The following is a 16,964-nucleotide window of genomic DNA, read 5'->3' as shown; positions in this document are numbered from 1 at the left end:
ACTCTTGATTGTAGAGAACTACATTCTGCTATGCTCTTCACCCTTTGTTTTTGAAGTTTGACAATATATTCCTCAAATCGCTGTAACACAGCAATCTGTTTTGCAATTTCCGCCTGAATATCATCTTTGAAATCATTGTTTCTAAATTGAAGATTCTTATGTAAATCATCAATAATTTTAGCAATACTATCTTGTATATCTGTAAGTATGGTTTGGCAATCGTGTTGCTTGTTTTCTTGCGACATAAACTAAATTTTAAATTTTAGGGGGTTTGAGAAATGTCGTGTAAACCAAAGATACCGCCACATACCTAAATATTAGGTAGACAGTATCAAGTCAATTGACTATTACAGAGTTTTACCATCCATCCTAATCACTCATCCGCAGGAGATACGCGATCGCCCTTTGGGCGGCTCCTGTGGAGCATCGCCTGTATGTTGGCATCAAATCACGTATGCGTAATTTCTGCTTGCTAATATCCCCCAGAACTCTTGGGGGCGATGGCGCAGAGCGCCCGCCTTCGCAGCGATCGCTTCTTTGTTCTGGGGGAAAGTAGGAGAGCGTTCCTCAGTTCTGTCTGCATTCATCTACTACAGACTGCGGTTTCATATCCTCCTCAGCACGGACTTCTGCAAAAGGTCTAATCAGTTATTGAAAAACTTACTATAAAAACCCTCAATATTTATTCCTATGATTGGAATCCAAAGCCCGCATCATACCCCAAAACCCAGCGAAGAGCCAACCTGGTACAGCTCCAATGCCAAATCCAGCGATCGCAGCCACAATGAATACTATGGTTGGAACTAAGAAATCAAGGAAGCTTTGGAAGTAAATCCCAATCCCTATTGATCCAAAAAAGATGCCTAGGAAGAATGCTAAAGAAGCGCTCTTTTTAGACTTCAACGATGGCATTTTATCCCACATTATTTACTAGCTCCTTTATCAAGCTGATTTAGTTTCTGCAATCTAGCTGTGCATCCTTTTTGATAGATGCTATGTTCTACTTCTAAAGATTTTTAAGTTTTCTCAGAAAAATCTAGATATGTTGCAATTAAGGCTGTATTAGTCATTTTTTGACACCTTTGATTTAGCTATAACAAACACACTTATTTATAAGGAAAGACTCAACTGAGATTTCTATACGGAAACAAAACTATTAGAAAAATCGTATGTAGAATTCATATTTGAATTATGCAATACCCTTAATAGATCATTGCTCTTGGTAATTAAAAGAACTTAAACTCCGAATTAAAGAACGTATGACTTGACGTTTAGATTCTTGTTTTTCTAAACAATAACTGTCTAACAAGTTGTATTCACTTTCTGGCAATTCTACTGTGAGCCTTTTTATTGGCTCCGTTAATACTTTTCTTGGCATGACATACATGAGCTTCATGTAGTAACAAAATCATTCTTGCATAACTGATTATCAAAATCTACCAAGAGAGAGTCAAAAGTATAAAACTTCTATCTTTAGATAGATACACATTTTTTCATTTTAGATACCCCAAATAATATATATAGGTGCAAACAAAAGCAACTTATGCAGATTTAAGGAACCTTGCTACCCACGGCTACCACTGTCCGCCCTAATAACTCATCTGCAGGAGACACGCGACACGCTACGCGATGGTGCGGAGCACCCGCCGGAGGCGATCGCCCAATCACTCACCATCTCGGCGGCATATAACTTGTTAACAACTTTTACTGGTCTTTTTGAGCAGCTTGCTTGCGCTCCTGCTCATCGCACCAAGCAGCGATTAACTCTTTGGCAATGCTGCTCATATCCGTTTCTGACTGCACACACAGGGACTTGAAACGGATTTTTAATTGTTTGCCAATCACCAGTTTGACCGTATCTTCGGGTTTTGCCATCTCATCATTCTGGCATGGCATAGGGGGAATATCATCAATATTCCCCTATTCCCCCATTCCCATTTTCCCCCAAGTTGATATACTCAAAAGTTAAAAGCGATCGCTTCCAGCGCCAACCGGAAAAGCGATCGCCTTGTAAACCCCCATATCGGGAGACAAGTAAATGATGACACAAGTGCAAGCGCTCTTCTTCGACGAGCAAGCAATCACTCAGTTCAAGTTGGAACAGTACGTGCAAGGGCAAGCTCTAGCAGTGGCACCGTTATATGGTGCAAATTATTCCTTGCAATCCATAACTCAAGGCTTTTTGTCCAGTGCCGACAACGCAAATACACCCATCCCCAATCAAACTAACTCTCAAGCATCCCCAGAAAGAGAACCTATTAAACATACACTGATTGGTTCTCCCAAAGCCGTTACCAGCACAATTCGCGTTCTGCACCAACTCAGATACGCCTCAATTGGCGATTGGAGTCCCCTGGTGCCAACTGGCAACACAGGCGAGGTCATGAGCATTTTAATACGCTCGATTTTGGTGCAATAGCCCGTCATCACTTTGCCGCACTCAACAATTTATGCCCCCAACTTACTGGGGGCTATTTTTTGCCTGCTTGCGTTACCGCCCTTATCCCCCCGCGCGGCAAGCGATCGCCTATACTGAGGCATAAAATCACGTATGCGTTCTGCTTGTTAATTTCCCCCAGAACTGAAGGGGGAAAGCAGGCGATTTTACCAAAGAACTTGTTAACAGGTTTTTGGTTCTGGGGGAAAGTGGGCGATCGCCTGTGTGTTGGCATAAAATCACGTATGCGTAATTTCTGCTTGCTAATTTCCCCCAGAACTGATAGCAGACTAAGGACAACCAAGAAAAACAGTCACGGGGGCAGCCTCCGGCAGGCGTTGCCCAAAGCCCTAAGCCCGACGTGCAATACAGCCACAGGGAAAAGAAAAACTGCTGCGGCGACGCGGCGGTTACTCCTGTGGCGCTTGCCCGTCGCCCACGCCTGCCTGCGGCTACTCGTCAGCCACCAGTCATTCGTCATTCGTCATTAGTCATTAGTCAGCAGTGGTTGGCTGTCGCCCAAGGGCAGTGGTTCCCAGGTCGTCCGCCCTCTGTTGCGTTCCGGTGGCTGGGGGGTTGCCTTGTGGCGTGCAGCTGCGGGTTTGTTGCCGTCGCGGGTTAGGTTTCTCCCGCAGCTGGTGGTTAGTTTCACTCGCTCCCTGTCGTTGTCCCCGCGTCCCGCGTTCGCTGGTTCTTTGCCTCCGGGCTTCCGTCGTTCTGCTTTCCACTCTTTTATTATGCCACGTTTACATGGTCTTGTCAATATATTGCCGCGTAAACATGGCATAAAATCAGGAGTTAGATTTTTTCTCCGGCTGGTTCTGGGGGATTTTTGAGAAATGCGATCGCAGCTTGTTCAAGCCATTGTGTTTTAGTCATTCCCGACGCTTCAACCGCCGCCTCAATCTCAGCTTCTAGAGAGAGCGTCGGACGAAATGCCATTGGCTTGTGCGATCGCGGTTCTTTCCCAGGCTTGACAGTAAAGCTGGTGGCGTTCTTTTTGGCTGGGTTTCTTATTCCAGGGTTTCCAGTTTTTCCCTCAACTGCTGCCATAATCCCGTGTTTACAAATATGAAGATTTGGTAATTATCCCGTGTATACGTGGCACTTGCCTTGTAAACATGGCATAATATTAGTGTAACAAAAAACCCGGCTACCAACCGGGCATCCATTAAAAACAATTGATTTCATTATGACAATTCAAGCACCATCAGCGGCAAATCAGCTAGCACTAACTCTTGAGCAGTTCATCGGTAAAGCTGAAGCATTTCTACAAAACCACTACGTCGTAGGCAGCGACAACGCAGACATCCAAACAATCTTAAAGGCGATTGCAGACTTGCGGTTGGATATCGACACCGAACGCCTAGAGCAAGAGTTTGAGTTAACCCAAGAAAAAAAAGACCATCAGGGCGACTACTACGACAGTAGTTGGTTCTAAAAAAAAATGACCTGGGGAACGTCGTTAAACTTCCCCAAGCCACATCATTTACCAATTGGATTCTAACTATGCAACTATCCGAATATCCAACCGCAATCGCAAAACTCCAAGCCGAAGTGTTTGATTTTGACCTGGTAATTGAGCAGACCCACGCCACGGTAAAGCAGATTGAAGCTGAGATTGACGGTACAATTGCCTTTGATGCAGCACTCCGCAACGACGCGCAACGCAAAGCCAAACGGCAGCAGCTTTTGGACGAACACCCCAACTACTGGGAACAGCAGGAAATTTTGAGCCAGTACCGCAGCAAGCGTGAGTCTTGCTTTATTCAACTTTGCCTAAAGCGCAATGAGTTTTCAGTGTTGAAGTTGGAGAAACGAGAGGCGATCGCCCGCCTAGAGTTGCAGGCTAACCAGTAAACCGCAGTTGCCCCGGCGCAAGCTGGGGCTGGAGGAACCACAGATGATGACCCCACAACAAGCGGCGGAATACAAAGAAGCCTGCCGCAAGATTCAGAAGCTCTACAGCTACGACTACATCAACGAGGAACTAGAGGCGCTGATGCTGTCGCCGCAGTGGTCAGCAATTCACGACCAGTTGACCAAAGAGGAGCGGCGGGAAGTTCGCGGCTACATCAACTACATCAGCGATTGCAGCTTTGGATATCTCGACATTCAAATTAGAGCAATTGAGGAAGTAACAGCCAGAGCAAGGCAGTTGCAACAACTGGAGCTAAATGCCCGTTGGCTGGTGTGCGACCGCAGAATAGGCTTGTATTGGGCGAGGATTATCGAGCGCCCCTACTGGGACAAGAAGCACCGAGCTTTCTTGTTCAGCCAGGAGCAGGCTGAGTTTTGGGTGAGAAAATTCGCCCACATCACGACCTGGTACAGGTTTGCAGCCGTGAAGGTTGACGCCACGCACAGGTTAAGTCGCAGCAAGTTTTAGGAACGCGCTTGGGGGAGAGTAATCGCTTTCCCCCAGAACTAACGCAAGGACTATTCAAACATGACACCAGAACAAATTCACACCTGGCTACAAATCCAGCAACGGCAAACGCTGGCACTTGAGAAAATGGCTGCTTCATTGGAGAAAATGACGGCAGCGCTGGAACGGTTAGCCCCCAGAACAGCGCCCAATTACCAATACCCACTCTCGTCATTTAAAACCTTTGACTGGTCGTCTATTGGCGCAACGGTGGAGCGAAAAGACCAACACGGGGCGGCGATTGTTTCTTGGAACGGGCAGCAGTACATCAGGCGATCGCCCTCCAATAAGTTTGACCCAGCGATTTGGTTTAGTCGCTGCACTGGTAAAGCAGAGGACGGCTCAAACGCCTACGAGCGGCTGATAACGTTTAAACCAATTTCAGCGGCTGAAGTTGAGCCAGTGCCAGAGAAAGTCCGGGGATTGGCGCGGCTGGACTAGCGAGGCAAGTAGCTGGAGCGGCAACAGTAGAGGGAGTGGGCGACCACTCCTTTTTTCTGTTGCTTTGCCTGTTCCAGCTGCTTGGGCTGGCTCAGGGAACGCTAGTGCAGCCGCGCTCACCGTAGTTTTTAGCAGTTCTGGGGGAAACGGAAATGCGATTAACTTCAAACTTCAGCTTTCTCTAACTCCTTGATAAATGCGTCAATGTGCTGCTTTGCCCGTTTGTACTCCGGTGCTTGCTTCCCCAGGCGCAAAGAGGCGAGATAGCGATCGCGCACAGCTTCATAATCAATCTTGTTAACAGGTTTTTCTGGAGGTGCGATCGCCTCCGGCACTGCGCTCTCTTGCATCGCCTTCTCCTGACACAGACGCTCCGCTCTAGGTACTGCGCTCAACGCAATCGCAGCCTCCACCCGTTCCAACATCTCGCCAGCCCCTTCCGTCACTTCATCCGAGCCTTGCTCAAAAAACTTTCGCCATTGCGCTGTTATCTTCTCAACCATTGGCTTAATCGGCAGCGGAACCCTCACAAGCGTTGTTTCATAAGGGGCTTTATTTCCACGCCCGCCCTTGGCAATCAAGTCACTCATAAAGCTGTTAACAACTAATGACAACAATAGGTTAAAGCAGTTAACAACTTTGACCAAGACTTTGATAAACTTGTTAACAATTTTTACTGAACAGACCATTACCTTGCGCTATCTCCAAGGTTTTTCTAAGCTTGGCTGACTCCACACGCCCGCGAGCTACTTTCCAGTTATACTTACTGCATCAATGCAGTAATGCAGTAAGTGATTCAGTATGGCAGTAATTGCTTTAAGCAAGAGAATGAATAATGGGCGCAGTTATAGGATTTTTGAATCAAAAGGGAGGGTGTGGCAAGTCCACATCTGCCGTCCACATGAGCTGCTGGCTATACCGCAAAGGTCACAAAGTTCAGCTTTTAGATGCTGATGCTCAACGCAGCAGTTCAATTTGGCTGACTTCGATGGAAGATAACCCAATTCCAACTACTGTGCTGCAATCACCTGATGAACTACTAGAGCAAATTCCAGAGTTAGCCAAGCAGTGTGATTATCTCATTGTGGATGGACCCGCCGGTCTTGCCGAACCCACCAGGGCGATTTTGTTTCGGGCTGATTTGGCTGTCGTTCCTTGTCAGCCAACAGGTTTAGACCTGCAATCGGCTTCTGATTCTGTGCGGTTAATCAAGCAAGCTCAATCTGTGCGCGGTGGTCCACCCAAAGCAGCTATATTTATTAGCCGAGCTGTTAAGGGGACAAAGCTACTAGATGAAGCGATCGCACTGTTATCGAAAACAAAAGAGGTGACGGTGCTTAAGACAGTGATTCACAATAAGCAAGCGATCGCAGACACCTTTGGTCAAGCCGCAACAATTTGGGATTTACCAGGTCGTCCAGCAACTGACTCAGCTAGGGAATATGAGCGGTTGTTCAAAGAAATTATGGGGATGGTGCCATGAGTACCAAGAAACGAAAGCCCCTCGATGATGCCCTGGCGAGTGAGTTTGTCTATGGCCCCAAGGAGCAACCCCACGTCAAAGAGACAGAAACTCAAGACTCGGCTAAACCAGAGCCAGAACAAGAAACTGTGCCAGTGGCAAAGCCAGTTGAAAAACCTACATCCACTCAAGAACCCAAAAAACCATCACTTATGTCTCAACTTTACTCAACCACTCCCAAGGAACCGACAGTAAGATTAACCGTGGATTTAACCGAGTCGATGCACCGCAAGCTGTCTGTGCTAGCGGCGAAGACAGGTAGGAAAAAGGCTGAGATTGTGCGGCTTTTGCTGGATGAAGCACTCAAGGAAGTAGAGGAGTAATTCATTGATGCAGTAAGTAATGCAGTAATGCAGTAAGTAAATGATGAAGTATTTCCAGATAATCGAAGTGGCGGGGCTGATGTAAGCCTTATTTCGATGCGAGGAAATTTTTAGAACTGGGTAACAGTTTTCCGAAATTGACAACGCTCTGGTTGTAGTCTTAGTTAGATTACCTACTTATAACTAACTTCTATAACAAACCTTTGGGGATATTGCCCCACTAAAGCCCGGTCAGATAACCGGGTTTTTTAGTGGAGTAAGGAGCGCCCGCAATCATGCGATTTTCCGGGTGACAGTGCCCTGCATGGTGATTGTCCATGTGCCCACTGCCTTTATGCAATCGCAGAGTCAGTTCATCTAAACTGGATCGTTAACTGCGTGTGGAGATTCAACATTGATGTTCCCGAAGGTATCAGACAACTATTTCACAGAGCGCCAAGGAGTTTTGGCAGTTTCTATGCACCTCAATAACATCGGATTCATCTTTAGAGAAACTCCTAATGCAGATGTGGGAATAGATGGACAAATAGAGTATGTCTCTAATGGAGAGGCTCCCGGAAGACTGGCTGCTGCTCAAATTAAATCGGGAGCATCATATCTACGCGATAAAGGAGATCATTGGGCATTTTATCCAGATCCAAAACATAAGGTTTACTGGGAATGCTTTCCACTCCCTGTTTACTTATTTCTTCATGACCCTCAGTCTGGCTTGACCTACTACACTGATGCAAGGTATTACTTGAACATACCAGAACGAGACAGAGAGTATACCTATATCCCCGTTCTAAAGGCGAATAGACTTGACATGGTGTCTAGCGAAGAACTTATGACATCTGTGGGTCCTGTTTCTTCAAATCTCCTTGAGTACCCAGAACTACTCAAAACAATGGTAAGAGGGCATTCTGGAAATGCATCATTTCCTTTAACTTACCTAGACCTTTTTTGTAACGGTCTTACTAATTTATGTAGACACATATATTTTGGGATGTCTCTTGCTACTGATCTTGCAGATATTTATCTCGAAATTGATCAGTCTGAATTTGGGCTTGGGGTTGGCTCATACGAGCATGACTTCTTACACAGTTACACACGATTTCTCATCTCTCAAAATCTAGCTAGGATTGATTACTCAGACTACTTAATTGACTGGTTTGAGAGAGAAATGCAGCCTCAATATATAGCTCCACTGACTTCAAGGGGACGTGGCTTAGTTGAATACATCCGCCAAGTTGAACAAAAACTTTTTGAAACTTCTGATCTGGTATCTGTCGCTTGTGAGCGTCCCATGCGGATGTTATTCGGGCTTCCTTCTGACATAGTTAGGATACCTAATATTAAAGAGTTTGGAAAAAGAGTTTTGTTGATTTCTGACACAGAGGATGAGGAACACCAAAATAAATAATCCCAACTTCAATACGTGTGCGGTCTAACACCGCACTGCACCGGACGGCGGGTTCGACGTTCGGCGATGCAAGAGAGCGCAGTGCGGGAGCAGGGCAATCGCTTCCCACGCAACTTCATCAAAAGAGCGATCGCACATCAACAAAACCTGAGATAATTACTTAATTACTTACGAGAATGCTGCGGTTGAGAACTCAGTTTCGGATAACTAAATGAGTGAACGCACTGAAAGTGATGTAGTCAGCTGCCCAAGAGCGCTGACTGCACCACTACCTTTAACCGAACATCCAGTGGCGGTGTATTTGTCAGGACTCTCTGTTGGTTCACGTCCGGCGATGCGGCAAGCTTTGGATACAATTGCCCGACTGTTAACCGATAATAGTTGTGATGCTCTCACCCTGGACTGGGCAGCGTTGCGCTACAAACATACTGCCGCCGTCCGTGCTGCCTTGATAGAGAAGTACGCACCAGCGACGGCTAACAAAATGCTGTGTGCTTTGAGGAGAGTTTTAAAAGAAGCTTTGAGACTGGAGTTGATAGATGCAAAAGATTTTGCCCGCGCTGTAGATATCCAAAACGTTAAGGTGTCCAAGGAGTTACAGGGACGCGCTTTAACTGAGAAAGAAATTGCTGATTTGATGCAAGTTTGCTTTGATGACCCCACCCCCGCAGGTTTTAGGGATGCGGCGCTCATTGCTATTCTGCGCGGTTCTGGGTTGCGGCGGGCTGAGGTGGTTTCTTTGAACTTAAGCGACTTTAACCCAAATAGCGGCGCTTTAAAAGTATGGGGCGCTAAAGGAGGGAAAGACCGCACTGTGTATTTACCAGATGGGGCAATTCCGGTAGTAGAAGACTGGCTCGATGTCCGAGGTGGGGCGGCTGGTTCTCTGCTGTGTCATATCAACAAAGCTGGTTACATAGTTCTGCGGCGGCTAACGCCCCAGGCGGTGCTGTTCATTTTGCAAAAACGCGGTGAACAAGCTCTTGTGGCTGATTTTTCTGCTCACGATTTTAGAAGAACTTTTATATCAGAATTGCTCGACTCTGGTGCAGACATCTCTACAGTCCAGCGGCTAGCTGGTCATGCTAGTCCTGAGTTAACCGCTAGATACGACCGACGCGGCGAACAAACTAAGCGTCGTGCTGTCCAAGCGCTCAGTATCCCTGGTTCTAGGAAAAGGAGGTAGCGAGCGCCCTTGTTTTCCCCCAGAACTGGAACTGGGTGCTTTCGCCTTTGAGAGTGATTTCTGGAGGCGTTTTAAATGATAACTGGTCTACTTGCAATAAAGATTTTGTTGCAAAACAGCTCTTATTCGGTGGTCGTGTTGCGATAGATTTGACGCAACTCCTCGACCGTACTGACTGTTTCCAGCCCTGACAGAATTGCTTCTAATAGATTGATATCATTCAGTTCAGAGATTTCTGGTAATAAATTTAAACCCGACTCACCAAATTTCAGCTTCAAACCCAAGGATATGCCTTTTAACAGTCCTTGCCTGATACCACTTCTCTCAATACTTGTAATGTAAGGCATACGTCTTTCTTCCTCGTACTGACTTAATTCTTGCTGAAACTCTTGCTCTAACTCTAATGGTAGGCTCATTACCCAGTCGATAAAGCGAAACAGGTTGATGACATCTTCCCGCGAAAAGCCCTGTTCGTACAGCCGCTTAGTGAGAGTTAGCTTCCACTGTTTGCGTAAGGGGCGATTATTGCGGGTTTCTATTGCTTTTAAATGAGCCATGACTACAGTAGCAAAGGGGTTGCGGCTGGCTTCTAACTCTGACCACTGCTCTTGGTAGTCTAGCAATTTCACTACTGGAAACCTAAAGCCGACTTCACAGCCAAATAACTGATAGCCAAATTGATTTGGTCGCCAGCTTGCGCGCTCGTCTCCCAGTACCGCTAAAGAAGCGACCGAGCGCTTGTAACGGTCGTAGATGCGGTAGTTGTACACAAACATCCGCTCGGCAAAGTCGCTTTCTTCCTGGCTTTGGATTTCTACATGAATCAAGACCCATGCTTCTTCGCCCCCGGTGCGATAAATCTTAACGAGTTTATCGACCAGCCGCCGCCCTAGTTCTGCATCCCGCACCACTTGTTGCAGTTCTTTGTCCAAGAACTCAAAGCCCCGGCTCCAGGAGATTTCGCTATGAGCTTGGGGGAAGAAAAACAGAATAAAATCCTCAAAATATTGCTGTAGTATGTCTTTCCAGGGGGTATCGAATTCAGTTTGGGGGTTGTTCACTGTCCTTTGATGGGTAGTTTTGAACTGGCTTTTGAAAGTGTGCAGTGCGACACGGTAGCAAATTGTAAGAATAAATTCTCTCACTAATCAAGCTCGAACTGCTCTCTCATTCGCGAGGGCGAGCGCTTCTTAGTACACCTTAGCCCCAGAACTAAAACTTGTTAACAGCTTTTGAGGAGCTGCAAGATATCTGAGATAGACCAGCGGGAGGCGATTGCACTTTCTTGCCAGTGCCAGAATGCAATCGCCATGCCCTTCTGTGTCAAGAAGGAAAATCGCATACCGACTTTTCCCCCAGAACTAAAACCTGTTAACAGCTTTTGAGGAGCTGCAAGATATCTGAGATAGACCAGCGAGAAGCGATTGCCATGCCCTTCTGTGTCAAGAAGGAAAATCGCATACCGACTTTTCCCCCAGAACTAAAACTTGTTAACAGCTTTTGAGGAGCTGCAAGATATCTGAGATAGACCAGTGGGAGGCGATCGCATACCTCACCGAATATACCTTGGATGAAGGAACGCTAAAAGCCCTAGTGACAAAGCCATTAGCGCTTTTAGCTATCGGGGTTTTCTCTTCATATTTATACGCCCAGTACCAGTGGGATGGTTCCTCTGGTTCCCGATGCCCTTCTACTCTGGGAAAAGTAGCAATGGTTCCATCCTTAAGCTTTTTATTTTTGGTGTAGTGTTCCAGCCAGCCAGAAGCGGAGCGCTTTTTGCTCAGTTCTGGGGGAATTGGATTTTGGATTTTAGATTTCAGTTCTGGGGGATTTGGCATCCACCCGCACACGCCGCAGGCGTCGGCAAGTCGAAGTAAAGGTTGCTCACAGCTAGGACAGCAAACTGTTGAGATACAAGACCCTTCGGAGGGCGATCGCAGCTTGCAATGGACAGACTGAACGGGCGTAGAGGTCGTTTGCTTCCCTTCGCTTTGGTGTGTGGTGACGCATTCCGGGGTAAAAGGGAGCTGTATTGATATTGCTTGCCCACCAGCCATCAATATTTCTTCCACCCACCCAGGCGGGAATCCCATCATCCACCCCGGCACTGCTGGGTGCAGCTTGTCCCCCTTGGCAATAAATTTCCGCAATGACTGTTCCAATCTGGTCGCCCCAGCGGGTCGGCACTTCCCGGAACCTTTGGCGTAGGTGGTCGGGGTAGGCAATGATGAAAAGCCTTTTTCTTTCGTGCGGCGCTCCGAGTTCCTCTGCTGATATGATTTGTGGATCATCCCAACAATATCCGACCATTCGGAGTCCTCCAAGAATTGCTCGAAGTCCTCGGCTGATAACCCCTGGAGGATTTTCGATGATGACGAAGCTGGGCTTGCCAAGAGCGATGCACCGCAGGGCTTCAAACCAAAGGGCTGACTCTGGGTGGTTGAGTCCGGTTCGCAGTCCGGCGTTGCTTGTCCCGACACAAGGAAATCCGCAGGTAATGAGTTCAAATTCTCCAGTTCTGGGGGAAAAGTCTCTAATGTCGCTGTGGATGGGGATGTTGGGGTAATGCGAGCGCAGGACGGCTTGGGCGTTGGGGTCAAGTTCGACGAATTGCTTGGTGGTGATGTCTCCAGAGGCGATTCTGATTCCTTGCTCAAATCCTCCGATTCCTGCAAAGAGGCTGAGGTGTCTCTTGGATTGGGGCATAGTTCCAGGCAATCGTTGCTGAGTGTGACTGTGTGCGGCTCATAGTTCTGGGACTCGTTGAACAAAACCTCCGTTGAGAAACCGTTAACGGCTGCGACTATCCCCACATTGCTATTCAGGTAACTTTTGCGTTGAGGAAGTTCGGCGCTAATTTTTACCCGAATGCGATCGCCTACCTTCCACAGTGGGGGAAAGGCGCTGCCGTCCTCCCAAGCTGGATCTACTCCGCCGTCCCAATCGCGTTTGTGCTTACGCCTGGGCTTGGTGTACTGCTCAACATCAAACAGCCGGACTTCGTCAGCTTTAGTCAATCTGACTCACCCCCTAAATACTTGCTTCTCGTTGCCATCCATTGCTCATGAGTTATCGCTTCAATTTCACGCTTTCTTAAAAGCACTTCGCGGTTATCGTTTTCTGTGCGAGTACAGCTTCCCGGCATCGCTATCTTTTCAGATAAAGCTTTGATGTTGACAAACTTTCGCGCTTGTGTTAATCGCCAGTCCTCACGGGAAAATTTGTCTAATTTGGCGCAGATGCTAGCCGTAAAGCGTTGGTCGTAGTTGGGGTTGCCTCGAATCATTTCCCCAGCTTGGCACTGGGGATTTTGACAAACCACGGATTTATCCTGGTGGTGGTCGTAATCTGGAATGACTAACCGAATCAGGTGAAGCTGGACTTTCCCCGTATCTTGGCAGCAGAAGCATTTCCACGTTGGTTGCCAAAGTTCCTTTTCTGCCTCTGGTTTTGAGCGTTCTGGGCGAATGGGTTCGCGGGGTAATTGTGGGAAGTTCATACGCACACCCCCTCAAAAGCATTAACCGCAAAAGCCCAGTCATGAAAGGCTTGACGCACCTCTCGCTCCGCTTCGTTTTCGTGTACCCACTCATAACCGCGTTCAAAAGCTGCCCAAATCCATTCATTGAAGCGCGGGTGATTGTGCCAATCGTGTCCGGTTGCGGCTTTCTTCTTTGCTTGGCGACCCTCAGGGGAATTTAAAAATTTCTGCCACCAGTTTTTCAAGTCTGAGGGTTTATTGAGAAACCTTTCTAGGCTGATAATTTCCTTCCCTGGCTCCCCATTCTTGGCGGTTATCTTTCTCCAAGAGTCCCTGACAAATTTTTCAAAATTCTCTCTCTCCGCTTCTGAGAGAGTCTGAATAAACTCTGAATAGATCTGATAGATCTGAGGAGTGCTGGAATCTAGATTTGGTGAGGGTTTCAGGCTTTTATTTTCCCGCTCGTGGGAATCTGTGTCCCGCTCGTGGGAATCTGTGTCCCGCTCGTGGGAATCTGTGTCCCGCTCGTGGGAATCTGTGTCCCGCTCGTGGGAATCTGTCCCGCTTGTGGGACACTTTTTCTCTCTTAAAGGAATAACTTTCTTAGACTCTTGAAGAATTATTCCGTGAGTAACTTCCCAATCAATGTATCCTTTTTGTCTAAGTTCATTGACTGCACGGTAGAAGGCAGATTTACTAATTTCCCACTCTTCGCAGAATTTTAGAACGTTGGTGATGACAAGATTAGTACCAGGAAGCCTTGTAACTTTTTTAATAGCTAGCAAATAGCCAGCAGTCGTCAAAAGTTTGTCCCGATACCACTGTCTAACCTCTTCTGCGGTGAGGGGGTGGAATGGTACACCAATTTTTTCCCTAGATGCTTTACTCACAGTTCCACCTCCTCAAAAGTTACAGTAATCCCAAACTCCGAGCAGGTTGCTTGAGCTAGCGCCAGTTTTGTCAAATCGGGACGCCCAAACAAGTGTATTCGCTTACTATGTTCTGGAAAGAAGGTTGCGTAAGCGAGAATCTTTCCTAACGCTTCTTTCCAATTGTTTATTTCCTTGATTTCAATAACCTCTGACTCTGTGAGTAAGTCAATGCGACCCACAGCGGTAATGACTTCGACTTCACCACCGAGTTCATCTTTGAGGCGAGCGCGTATTTGACGCTCAGTATCTGTGTACTCAGCTTTTTGTAATCTGACCCACTCTGGTAAAACTCCAGCTGCCTTAAGCTTGGCGATCGCCTCATAGACACTGCTTTCTGGGAGGAGCCACCGCAGCGCGAACTCTTTAGGAATAACCGTAATAGGGCGGTCGCAGTAAGGGTTCTCGTACCTGAGCGCCAGGTGAACAAAGGCAGCATTGTTTATCAGCTTGGCTTTACGGAGGGCAATAAGCTCTGCTTTTTGAAGAGGGTAAAATTCACCTTGAACCCTACCCTGTTCGTCCCTTTGTGGCTTGGGTATCATGGCTGCACCTCCTCAAAGATGGCAACTAGGCTGAAGCTGGATAGGTCGATGAATCCCTTAGCATCTAGTTCTTTCAAGGCGCGGCTTACAGTTTGGCTGTGGACTGTATGCTCTGGCGATGACAGTTGGCTTGCTATCAAGTCCGCATTAATTTCAATCCCATTGTTATGCGGTGAAAGCGTGCGAATGTAGTACAGCACATCTTTCTGTGCTGGCGTTAATTCCCGGCAAGCTCTTAACCATTCCTCATGTTTAAGTGGATAAAACTTTCCTTGAGTCTTTGCGTCTGTCATAATGTGAGTAAGTGAATAATTGAATAAAACAAGTTTCTGCCCTTGCCTGCATATGTAGGTAGGGCTAGTTTTCTGTTGTAAAAATCGCGCTCAATGTCACACAATTGTCACACCAGCGCCATAACGCCAATGTGATTCTTTGCTAAGTTGTACTTCCTGGTTAAGTTTGATAATATACAAAAACTTGAAACAAAGCAAGTTGCGGCGATATGGATAGGCATCAAGAAACATTAATTGCAGCAATTAGAGAAAGTGGGTTAACAGCAAGAGAAATTGCTGTAAAGGCGGGTGTACATGAAAGTACTCTCAGTAAATTTCTTGATGGAAAAACTGACCTAAAAGCTGGTAATTACTTCAAAATCCTGAGTGTGCTTCCTGTTCCACAAAGGCAAGCAGCCCAGGAAAAATTAGGCATAGTCGTCATTGATGCCTTGTCAGGTGAAGGTACCAAAGGCGTGCGCTCTCTGGTTCAAATGATAGAAGTCGCTAATGATGACGAGATGGAAGCGGCGATGATAGCCATTGGGCGAAAGTGGAAGCGATCGCGCTCTTATCGTGGGCATACTAAGGATATTGACAATGCGATCGCAGTGTGATTGCTAGTTGTTCCTCAGTATCAGGGTTGAGTAAATGGTTCGGGAAATATCTTCTGAGATAGACAATGTGCGCCAACTGTTGAGCGGCTTATCTGTTGAGGAGAGGGAAGCAATTCTTGCAGAGCAACTGCGATCGCTTCCAGTAGAGTCTAGGGCAAAGGTTATCGGACTTGCGGAGTCAGGATTAACCTTGGTCACAGGCTCACTTGTCAGTCTCAATTCTGACGTTGCAATCATACTGAACACTTCAGAATTTGACCCCGAAACTGTGTTTCAGGCGCTTGCAGATTTCTGCCGCAGTGAACGGGATAAAAATTCAGCCTAAAGTCGTTAACAGGTTTTTGGTTCTGGGGGAAAGAGAGGCGATTGCTTGTCTCCAGTTCTCGGGGATATAACTTGTTAACAGGTTTTTCGTTGTTTCCCCATCGGTGAGTTAGTGTTGAGGATTTGTTTTTGAATTTCCTGCTGATGTATCAGATGTGGTAGGCTGAATGATTTTCATTTCTCCTTCGGCCCTATCTGGAGTCTCCCTTAGTTCCAGCGCTGTCTCCCTTACTTCTTCCTCTACTTCGTGTGCAGTCTCCCTTACTTCCAGTGCAGTCTCCCTTACTTCTTCCTCTACTTCGTGTGCAGTCTCCCTTAGTCCCTGCCCTGTCTCCCTGACTTCTTTTAGAATTTCTTTTTCAGTTTCAGGCGATAAGGTTGCTTCTGCTCGCTTGACAATATCATTAGCCAATCGTTCACTAAAACCAACTAAAAATGCTAGTGTAAAAAACAAATAATACTTGGCATCTATATTTTCAATATTGTTTGAATCTGTAGGCACTCGTAGAACTGGAAAACTGATAATATTCGAGTTAATCATTGCAAAAACTAGAATGCCAAATGATGTTCCAATCAAAGGTTTTGCAAAACCGACAAGAATAGGAATAGCTGAAGTTTTGTCTTCATTATCTTTATATTGGTCGAGTCGAATTAAGATACTAACTATACTACCAAATGCTCCAGAAATGGCTACCATGACCAATAAATCAGAATTCTCTAACCAAGCTAATAATTTTGGTTTTTTTGGCTGAATAGATTTTTCTTCTATTTCTGGAAAGAAATTATGTTGTATATATTCTGGAATGACAGTTAATAAAGTAGTGGTAGCAAAAATTGTAGGGATTACAAGCGCATAAACTGGAATCGCCATTGCGAGTCCAATAAGAACTTTTGTTGGTTTTGGAAATTCCCGAGTTGCTCGCTTCAAAAAATTTTTTATCCGACCTCCAAATTCTTTTTGATTCAAAAAATATTCTGTTTCATATCTTATATTTTTGGCAATAATTATTTTTAAATTATTTTGAAAAAGAGCATCACAAGCCACTTTTAAATATTT

The 16,964-nt window shown here is 46.3% G+C and carries 28 protein-coding genes and 1 pseudogene; 13 read left to right on the top strand and 16 right to left on the bottom strand.

The features are described 5' to 3' along the window. The 5 genes from MAS10914_RS0100135 to MAS10914_RS33740 all read right to left on the bottom strand — a co-directional run. A partial coding sequence (locus MAS10914_RS0100135) for a hypothetical protein (protein ID WP_026082229.1) occupies positions 1 to 245 on the bottom strand: 245 nt, incomplete at its 3' end. A 198-nt stretch (positions 246 to 443) separates the two neighbouring features. Continuing rightward, the gene (locus tag MAS10914_RS33745; RefSeq protein WP_017313883.1) at positions 444 to 587 is read right to left on the bottom strand and encodes a hypothetical protein; all 144 of its coding nucleotides are present in this window, start codon (positions 585 to 587) and stop codon (positions 444 to 446) included. A gap of 88 nt (positions 588 to 675) precedes the next feature. Continuing rightward, positions 676 to 924 (bottom strand): hypothetical protein, encoded by a 249-nt coding sequence (locus tag MAS10914_RS35155; protein ID WP_017313882.1) that lies wholly within the window; start codon positions 922 to 924, stop codon positions 676 to 678. A 780-nt stretch (positions 925 to 1,704) separates the two neighbouring features. Further along, positions 1,705 to 1,896, bottom strand: a complete 192-nt coding sequence (locus MAS10914_RS0100115) for a hypothetical protein (RefSeq protein WP_017313880.1) — start codon at positions 1,894 to 1,896, stop codon at positions 1,705 to 1,707. A 13-nt stretch (positions 1,897 to 1,909) separates the two neighbouring features. Continuing rightward, positions 1,910 to 2,050: a hypothetical protein gene (locus MAS10914_RS33740; protein WP_156818040.1), complete on the bottom strand. Its 141-nt coding sequence runs from the start codon at positions 2,048 to 2,050 to the stop codon at positions 1,910 to 1,912. Here MAS10914_RS33740 and MAS10914_RS36495 point away from each other — a divergent pair. Continuing rightward, entirely contained in the window at positions 2,039 to 2,419 is a 381-nt protein-coding gene (locus tag MAS10914_RS36495; RefSeq protein ID WP_017313879.1) for a hypothetical protein, read from the top strand. The genes MAS10914_RS33740 and MAS10914_RS36495 overlap by 12 nt on opposite strands. A 59-nt stretch (positions 2,420 to 2,478) precedes the next feature. Continuing rightward, positions 2,479 to 2,928, top strand: coding sequence for a hypothetical protein (locus MAS10914_RS33735; RefSeq protein WP_156818039.1), 450 nt, complete (start codon positions 2,479 to 2,481; stop codon positions 2,926 to 2,928). A 3-nt stretch (positions 2,929 to 2,931) separates the two neighbouring features. On the opposite strand, the gene MAS10914_RS33730 is transcribed toward MAS10914_RS33735, so the two are convergent. After that, the gene (locus MAS10914_RS33730) at positions 2,932 to 3,165 is read right to left on the bottom strand and encodes a hypothetical protein (protein ID WP_156818038.1); all 234 of its coding nucleotides are present in this window, start codon (positions 3,163 to 3,165) and stop codon (positions 2,932 to 2,934) included. Between the two features lie 70 nt (positions 3,166 to 3,235). Further along, positions 3,236 to 3,490, bottom strand: a complete 255-nt coding sequence (locus MAS10914_RS0100105) for a hypothetical protein (protein ID WP_017313878.1) — start codon at positions 3,488 to 3,490, stop codon at positions 3,236 to 3,238. Positions 3,491 to 3,629: 139 nt separating this feature from the next. Here MAS10914_RS0100105 and MAS10914_RS29045 point away from each other — a divergent pair, with 139 nt between their 5' ends. The 4 genes from MAS10914_RS29045 (at position 3,630) to MAS10914_RS0100085 (ending at position 5,306) form a co-directional block, all read left to right on the top strand. Continuing rightward, the gene (locus MAS10914_RS29045; RefSeq protein ID WP_017313877.1) at positions 3,630 to 3,878 is read left to right on the top strand and encodes a hypothetical protein; all 249 of its coding nucleotides are present in this window, start codon (positions 3,630 to 3,632) and stop codon (positions 3,876 to 3,878) included. Between the two features lie 68 nt (positions 3,879 to 3,946). After that, entirely contained in the window at positions 3,947 to 4,297 is a 351-nt protein-coding gene (locus tag MAS10914_RS0100095; RefSeq protein WP_026082227.1) for a hypothetical protein, read from the top strand. 43 nt (positions 4,298 to 4,340) lie between these two features. Then, positions 4,341 to 4,826: a hypothetical protein gene (locus tag MAS10914_RS0100090; RefSeq protein ID WP_017313875.1), complete on the top strand. Its 486-nt coding sequence runs from the start codon at positions 4,341 to 4,343 to the stop codon at positions 4,824 to 4,826. Between the two features lie 60 nt (positions 4,827 to 4,886). After that, entirely contained in the window at positions 4,887 to 5,306 is a 420-nt protein-coding gene (locus MAS10914_RS0100085) for a single-stranded DNA-binding protein (RefSeq protein ID WP_017313874.1), read from the top strand. A 164-nt stretch (positions 5,307 to 5,470) separates the two neighbouring features. Here MAS10914_RS0100085 and MAS10914_RS0100080 read toward each other — a convergent pair whose 3' ends face one another. Beyond that, positions 5,471 to 5,896, bottom strand: coding sequence for a hypothetical protein (locus MAS10914_RS0100080; RefSeq protein ID WP_156818037.1), 426 nt, complete (start codon positions 5,894 to 5,896; stop codon positions 5,471 to 5,473). A gap of 245 nt (positions 5,897 to 6,141) precedes the next feature. Here MAS10914_RS0100080 and MAS10914_RS0100075 point away from each other — a divergent pair, with 245 nt between their 5' ends. From MAS10914_RS0100075 to MAS10914_RS0100060, 5 genes are all read left to right on the top strand, one after another. Further along, positions 6,142 to 6,789, top strand: a complete 648-nt coding sequence (locus MAS10914_RS0100075; RefSeq protein WP_017313872.1) for an AAA family ATPase — start codon at positions 6,142 to 6,144, stop codon at positions 6,787 to 6,789. Next, positions 6,786 to 7,151: a ribbon-helix-helix domain-containing protein gene (locus MAS10914_RS0100070; RefSeq protein WP_017313871.1), complete on the top strand. Its 366-nt coding sequence runs from the start codon at positions 6,786 to 6,788 to the stop codon at positions 7,149 to 7,151. Before MAS10914_RS0100075 ends, MAS10914_RS0100070 begins: the two co-directional genes overlap by 4 nt. 397 nt (positions 7,152 to 7,548) lie before the next feature. Continuing rightward, positions 7,549 to 8,553, top strand: a complete 1,005-nt coding sequence (locus MAS10914_RS29040; RefSeq protein WP_017313870.1) for a DUF4365 domain-containing protein — start codon at positions 7,549 to 7,551, stop codon at positions 8,551 to 8,553. Between the two features lie 17 nt (positions 8,554 to 8,570). After that, entirely contained in the window at positions 8,571 to 8,717 is a 147-nt protein-coding gene (locus tag MAS10914_RS33725) for a hypothetical protein (RefSeq protein ID WP_156818036.1), read from the top strand. A 47-nt stretch (positions 8,718 to 8,764) separates the two neighbouring features. Next, complete coding sequence (locus MAS10914_RS0100060; protein WP_017313869.1) at positions 8,765 to 9,739, top strand: tyrosine-type recombinase/integrase; 975 nt, start codon at positions 8,765 to 8,767, stop codon at positions 9,737 to 9,739. A 122-nt stretch (positions 9,740 to 9,861) separates the two neighbouring features. Here MAS10914_RS0100060 and MAS10914_RS0100055 read toward each other — a convergent pair whose 3' ends face one another. The 7 genes from MAS10914_RS0100055 to MAS10914_RS0100020 all read right to left on the bottom strand — a co-directional run bounded on the left by MAS10914_RS0100055 (position 9,862) and on the right by MAS10914_RS0100020 (position 14,987). Next, a complete protein-coding gene (locus MAS10914_RS0100055; protein WP_026082226.1) occupies positions 9,862 to 10,800 on the bottom strand; it encodes an RpnC/YadD family protein in 939 nt (312 codons plus the stop codon). A 429-nt stretch (positions 10,801 to 11,229) separates the two neighbouring features. Then, on the bottom strand, positions 11,230 to 11,577 hold the full coding sequence (locus MAS10914_RS36490; RefSeq protein WP_017313867.1) for a hypothetical protein: 348 nt from the start codon (positions 11,575 to 11,577) through the stop codon (positions 11,230 to 11,232). Between the two features lie 52 nt (positions 11,578 to 11,629). Beyond that, the gene (locus MAS10914_RS36485; RefSeq protein ID WP_017313866.1) at positions 11,630 to 12,445 is read right to left on the bottom strand and encodes a DNA cytosine methyltransferase; all 816 of its coding nucleotides are present in this window, start codon (positions 12,443 to 12,445) and stop codon (positions 11,630 to 11,632) included. Between the two features lie 307 nt (positions 12,446 to 12,752). Next, positions 12,753 to 13,238, bottom strand: coding sequence for a hypothetical protein (locus MAS10914_RS0100040; RefSeq protein ID WP_017313865.1), 486 nt, complete (start codon positions 13,236 to 13,238; stop codon positions 12,753 to 12,755). Beyond that, positions 13,235 to 14,110 carry a hypothetical protein gene (locus MAS10914_RS34780; RefSeq protein WP_017313864.1) on the bottom strand — a complete coding sequence of 292 codons (876 nt, stop codon included), beginning with the start codon at positions 14,108 to 14,110 and terminating at the stop codon, positions 13,235 to 13,237. Before MAS10914_RS34780 ends, MAS10914_RS0100040 begins: the two co-directional genes overlap by 4 nt. Further along, a complete protein-coding gene (locus MAS10914_RS35145; protein WP_017313863.1) occupies positions 14,107 to 14,694 on the bottom strand; it encodes a hypothetical protein in 588 nt (195 codons plus the stop codon). Before MAS10914_RS35145 ends, MAS10914_RS34780 begins: the two co-directional genes overlap by 4 nt. Next, the gene (locus tag MAS10914_RS0100020; RefSeq protein WP_017313862.1) at positions 14,691 to 14,987 is read right to left on the bottom strand and encodes a MarR family transcriptional regulator; all 297 of its coding nucleotides are present in this window, start codon (positions 14,985 to 14,987) and stop codon (positions 14,691 to 14,693) included. The genes MAS10914_RS35145 and MAS10914_RS0100020 overlap by 4 nt, the downstream gene beginning before the upstream one ends. 209 nt (positions 14,988 to 15,196) lie before the next feature. On the opposite strand from MAS10914_RS0100020, the gene MAS10914_RS0100015 reads away from it, so the two are divergent. Then, a complete protein-coding gene (locus MAS10914_RS0100015) occupies positions 15,197 to 15,583 on the top strand; it encodes a helix-turn-helix domain-containing protein (protein ID WP_017313861.1) in 387 nt (128 codons plus the stop codon). 34 nt (positions 15,584 to 15,617) lie between these two features. After that, complete coding sequence (locus MAS10914_RS0100010) at positions 15,618 to 15,908, top strand: hypothetical protein (RefSeq protein WP_017313860.1); 291 nt, start codon at positions 15,618 to 15,620, stop codon at positions 15,906 to 15,908. Between the two features lie 108 nt (positions 15,909 to 16,016). Here MAS10914_RS0100010 and MAS10914_RS34775 read toward each other — a convergent pair. Continuing rightward, positions 16,017 to 16,964: pseudogene (locus MAS10914_RS34775) on the bottom strand (hypothetical protein); the annotation flags it as partial.

Source organism: Mastigocladopsis repens PCC 10914, from assembly GCF_000315565.1.
In the GTDB taxonomy this organism is placed as follows: Bacteria; Cyanobacteriota; Cyanobacteriia; order Cyanobacteriales; family Nostocaceae; genus Mastigocladopsis; species Mastigocladopsis repens.
Note: the sequence above shows the minus strand (reverse complement) of the source record. Positions and strands in the feature narration are given on the sequence as shown.

Excerpts from the sequence above, each read along its gene's own strand:
- MAS10914_RS33745 (WP_017313883.1), bottom strand. The coding sequence starts at position 587 with ATGAATGCAGACAGAACTGAGGAACGCTCTCCTACTTTCCCCCAGAAC.
- MAS10914_RS35155 (WP_017313882.1), bottom strand. The coding sequence starts at position 924 with ATGTGGGATAAAATGCCATCGTTGAAGTCTAAAAAGAGCGCTTCTTTA.
- MAS10914_RS0100115 (WP_017313880.1), bottom strand. The coding sequence starts at position 1,896 with ATGCCATGCCAGAATGATGAGATGGCAAAACCCGAAGATACGGTCAAA.
- MAS10914_RS36495 (WP_017313879.1), top strand. The coding sequence starts at position 2,039 with ATGATGACACAAGTGCAAGCGCTCTTCTTCGACGAGCAAGCAATCACT.
- MAS10914_RS0100105 (WP_017313878.1), bottom strand. The coding sequence starts at position 3,490 with ATGGCAGCAGTTGAGGGAAAAACTGGAAACCCTGGAATAAGAAACCCA.
- MAS10914_RS29045 (WP_017313877.1), top strand. The coding sequence starts at position 3,630 with ATGACAATTCAAGCACCATCAGCGGCAAATCAGCTAGCACTAACTCTT.
- MAS10914_RS0100095 (WP_026082227.1), top strand. The coding sequence starts at position 3,947 with ATGCAACTATCCGAATATCCAACCGCAATCGCAAAACTCCAAGCCGAA.
- MAS10914_RS0100090 (WP_017313875.1), top strand. The coding sequence starts at position 4,341 with ATGATGACCCCACAACAAGCGGCGGAATACAAAGAAGCCTGCCGCAAG.
- MAS10914_RS0100085 (WP_017313874.1), top strand. The coding sequence starts at position 4,887 with ATGACACCAGAACAAATTCACACCTGGCTACAAATCCAGCAACGGCAA.
- MAS10914_RS0100080 (WP_156818037.1), bottom strand. The coding sequence starts at position 5,896 with ATGAGTGACTTGATTGCCAAGGGCGGGCGTGGAAATAAAGCCCCTTAT.
- MAS10914_RS0100075 (WP_017313872.1), top strand. The coding sequence starts at position 6,142 with ATGGGCGCAGTTATAGGATTTTTGAATCAAAAGGGAGGGTGTGGCAAG.
- MAS10914_RS0100070 (WP_017313871.1), top strand. The coding sequence starts at position 6,786 with ATGAGTACCAAGAAACGAAAGCCCCTCGATGATGCCCTGGCGAGTGAG.
- MAS10914_RS29040 (WP_017313870.1), top strand. The coding sequence starts at position 7,549 with ATGTTCCCGAAGGTATCAGACAACTATTTCACAGAGCGCCAAGGAGTT.
- MAS10914_RS0100060 (WP_017313869.1), top strand. The coding sequence starts at position 8,765 with ATGAGTGAACGCACTGAAAGTGATGTAGTCAGCTGCCCAAGAGCGCTG.
- MAS10914_RS36490 (WP_017313867.1), bottom strand. The coding sequence starts at position 11,577 with ATGCCAAATCCCCCAGAACTGAAATCTAAAATCCAAAATCCAATTCCC.
- MAS10914_RS36485 (WP_017313866.1), bottom strand. The coding sequence starts at position 12,445 with ATGCCCCAATCCAAGAGACACCTCAGCCTCTTTGCAGGAATCGGAGGA.
- MAS10914_RS0100040 (WP_017313865.1), bottom strand. The coding sequence starts at position 13,238 with ATGAACTTCCCACAATTACCCCGCGAACCCATTCGCCCAGAACGCTCA.
- MAS10914_RS35145 (WP_017313863.1), bottom strand. The coding sequence starts at position 14,694 with ATGATACCCAAGCCACAAAGGGACGAACAGGGTAGGGTTCAAGGTGAA.
- MAS10914_RS0100020 (WP_017313862.1), bottom strand. The coding sequence starts at position 14,987 with ATGACAGACGCAAAGACTCAAGGAAAGTTTTATCCACTTAAACATGAG.
- MAS10914_RS0100015 (WP_017313861.1), top strand. The coding sequence starts at position 15,197 with ATGGATAGGCATCAAGAAACATTAATTGCAGCAATTAGAGAAAGTGGG.
- MAS10914_RS0100010 (WP_017313860.1), top strand. The coding sequence starts at position 15,618 with ATGGTTCGGGAAATATCTTCTGAGATAGACAATGTGCGCCAACTGTTG.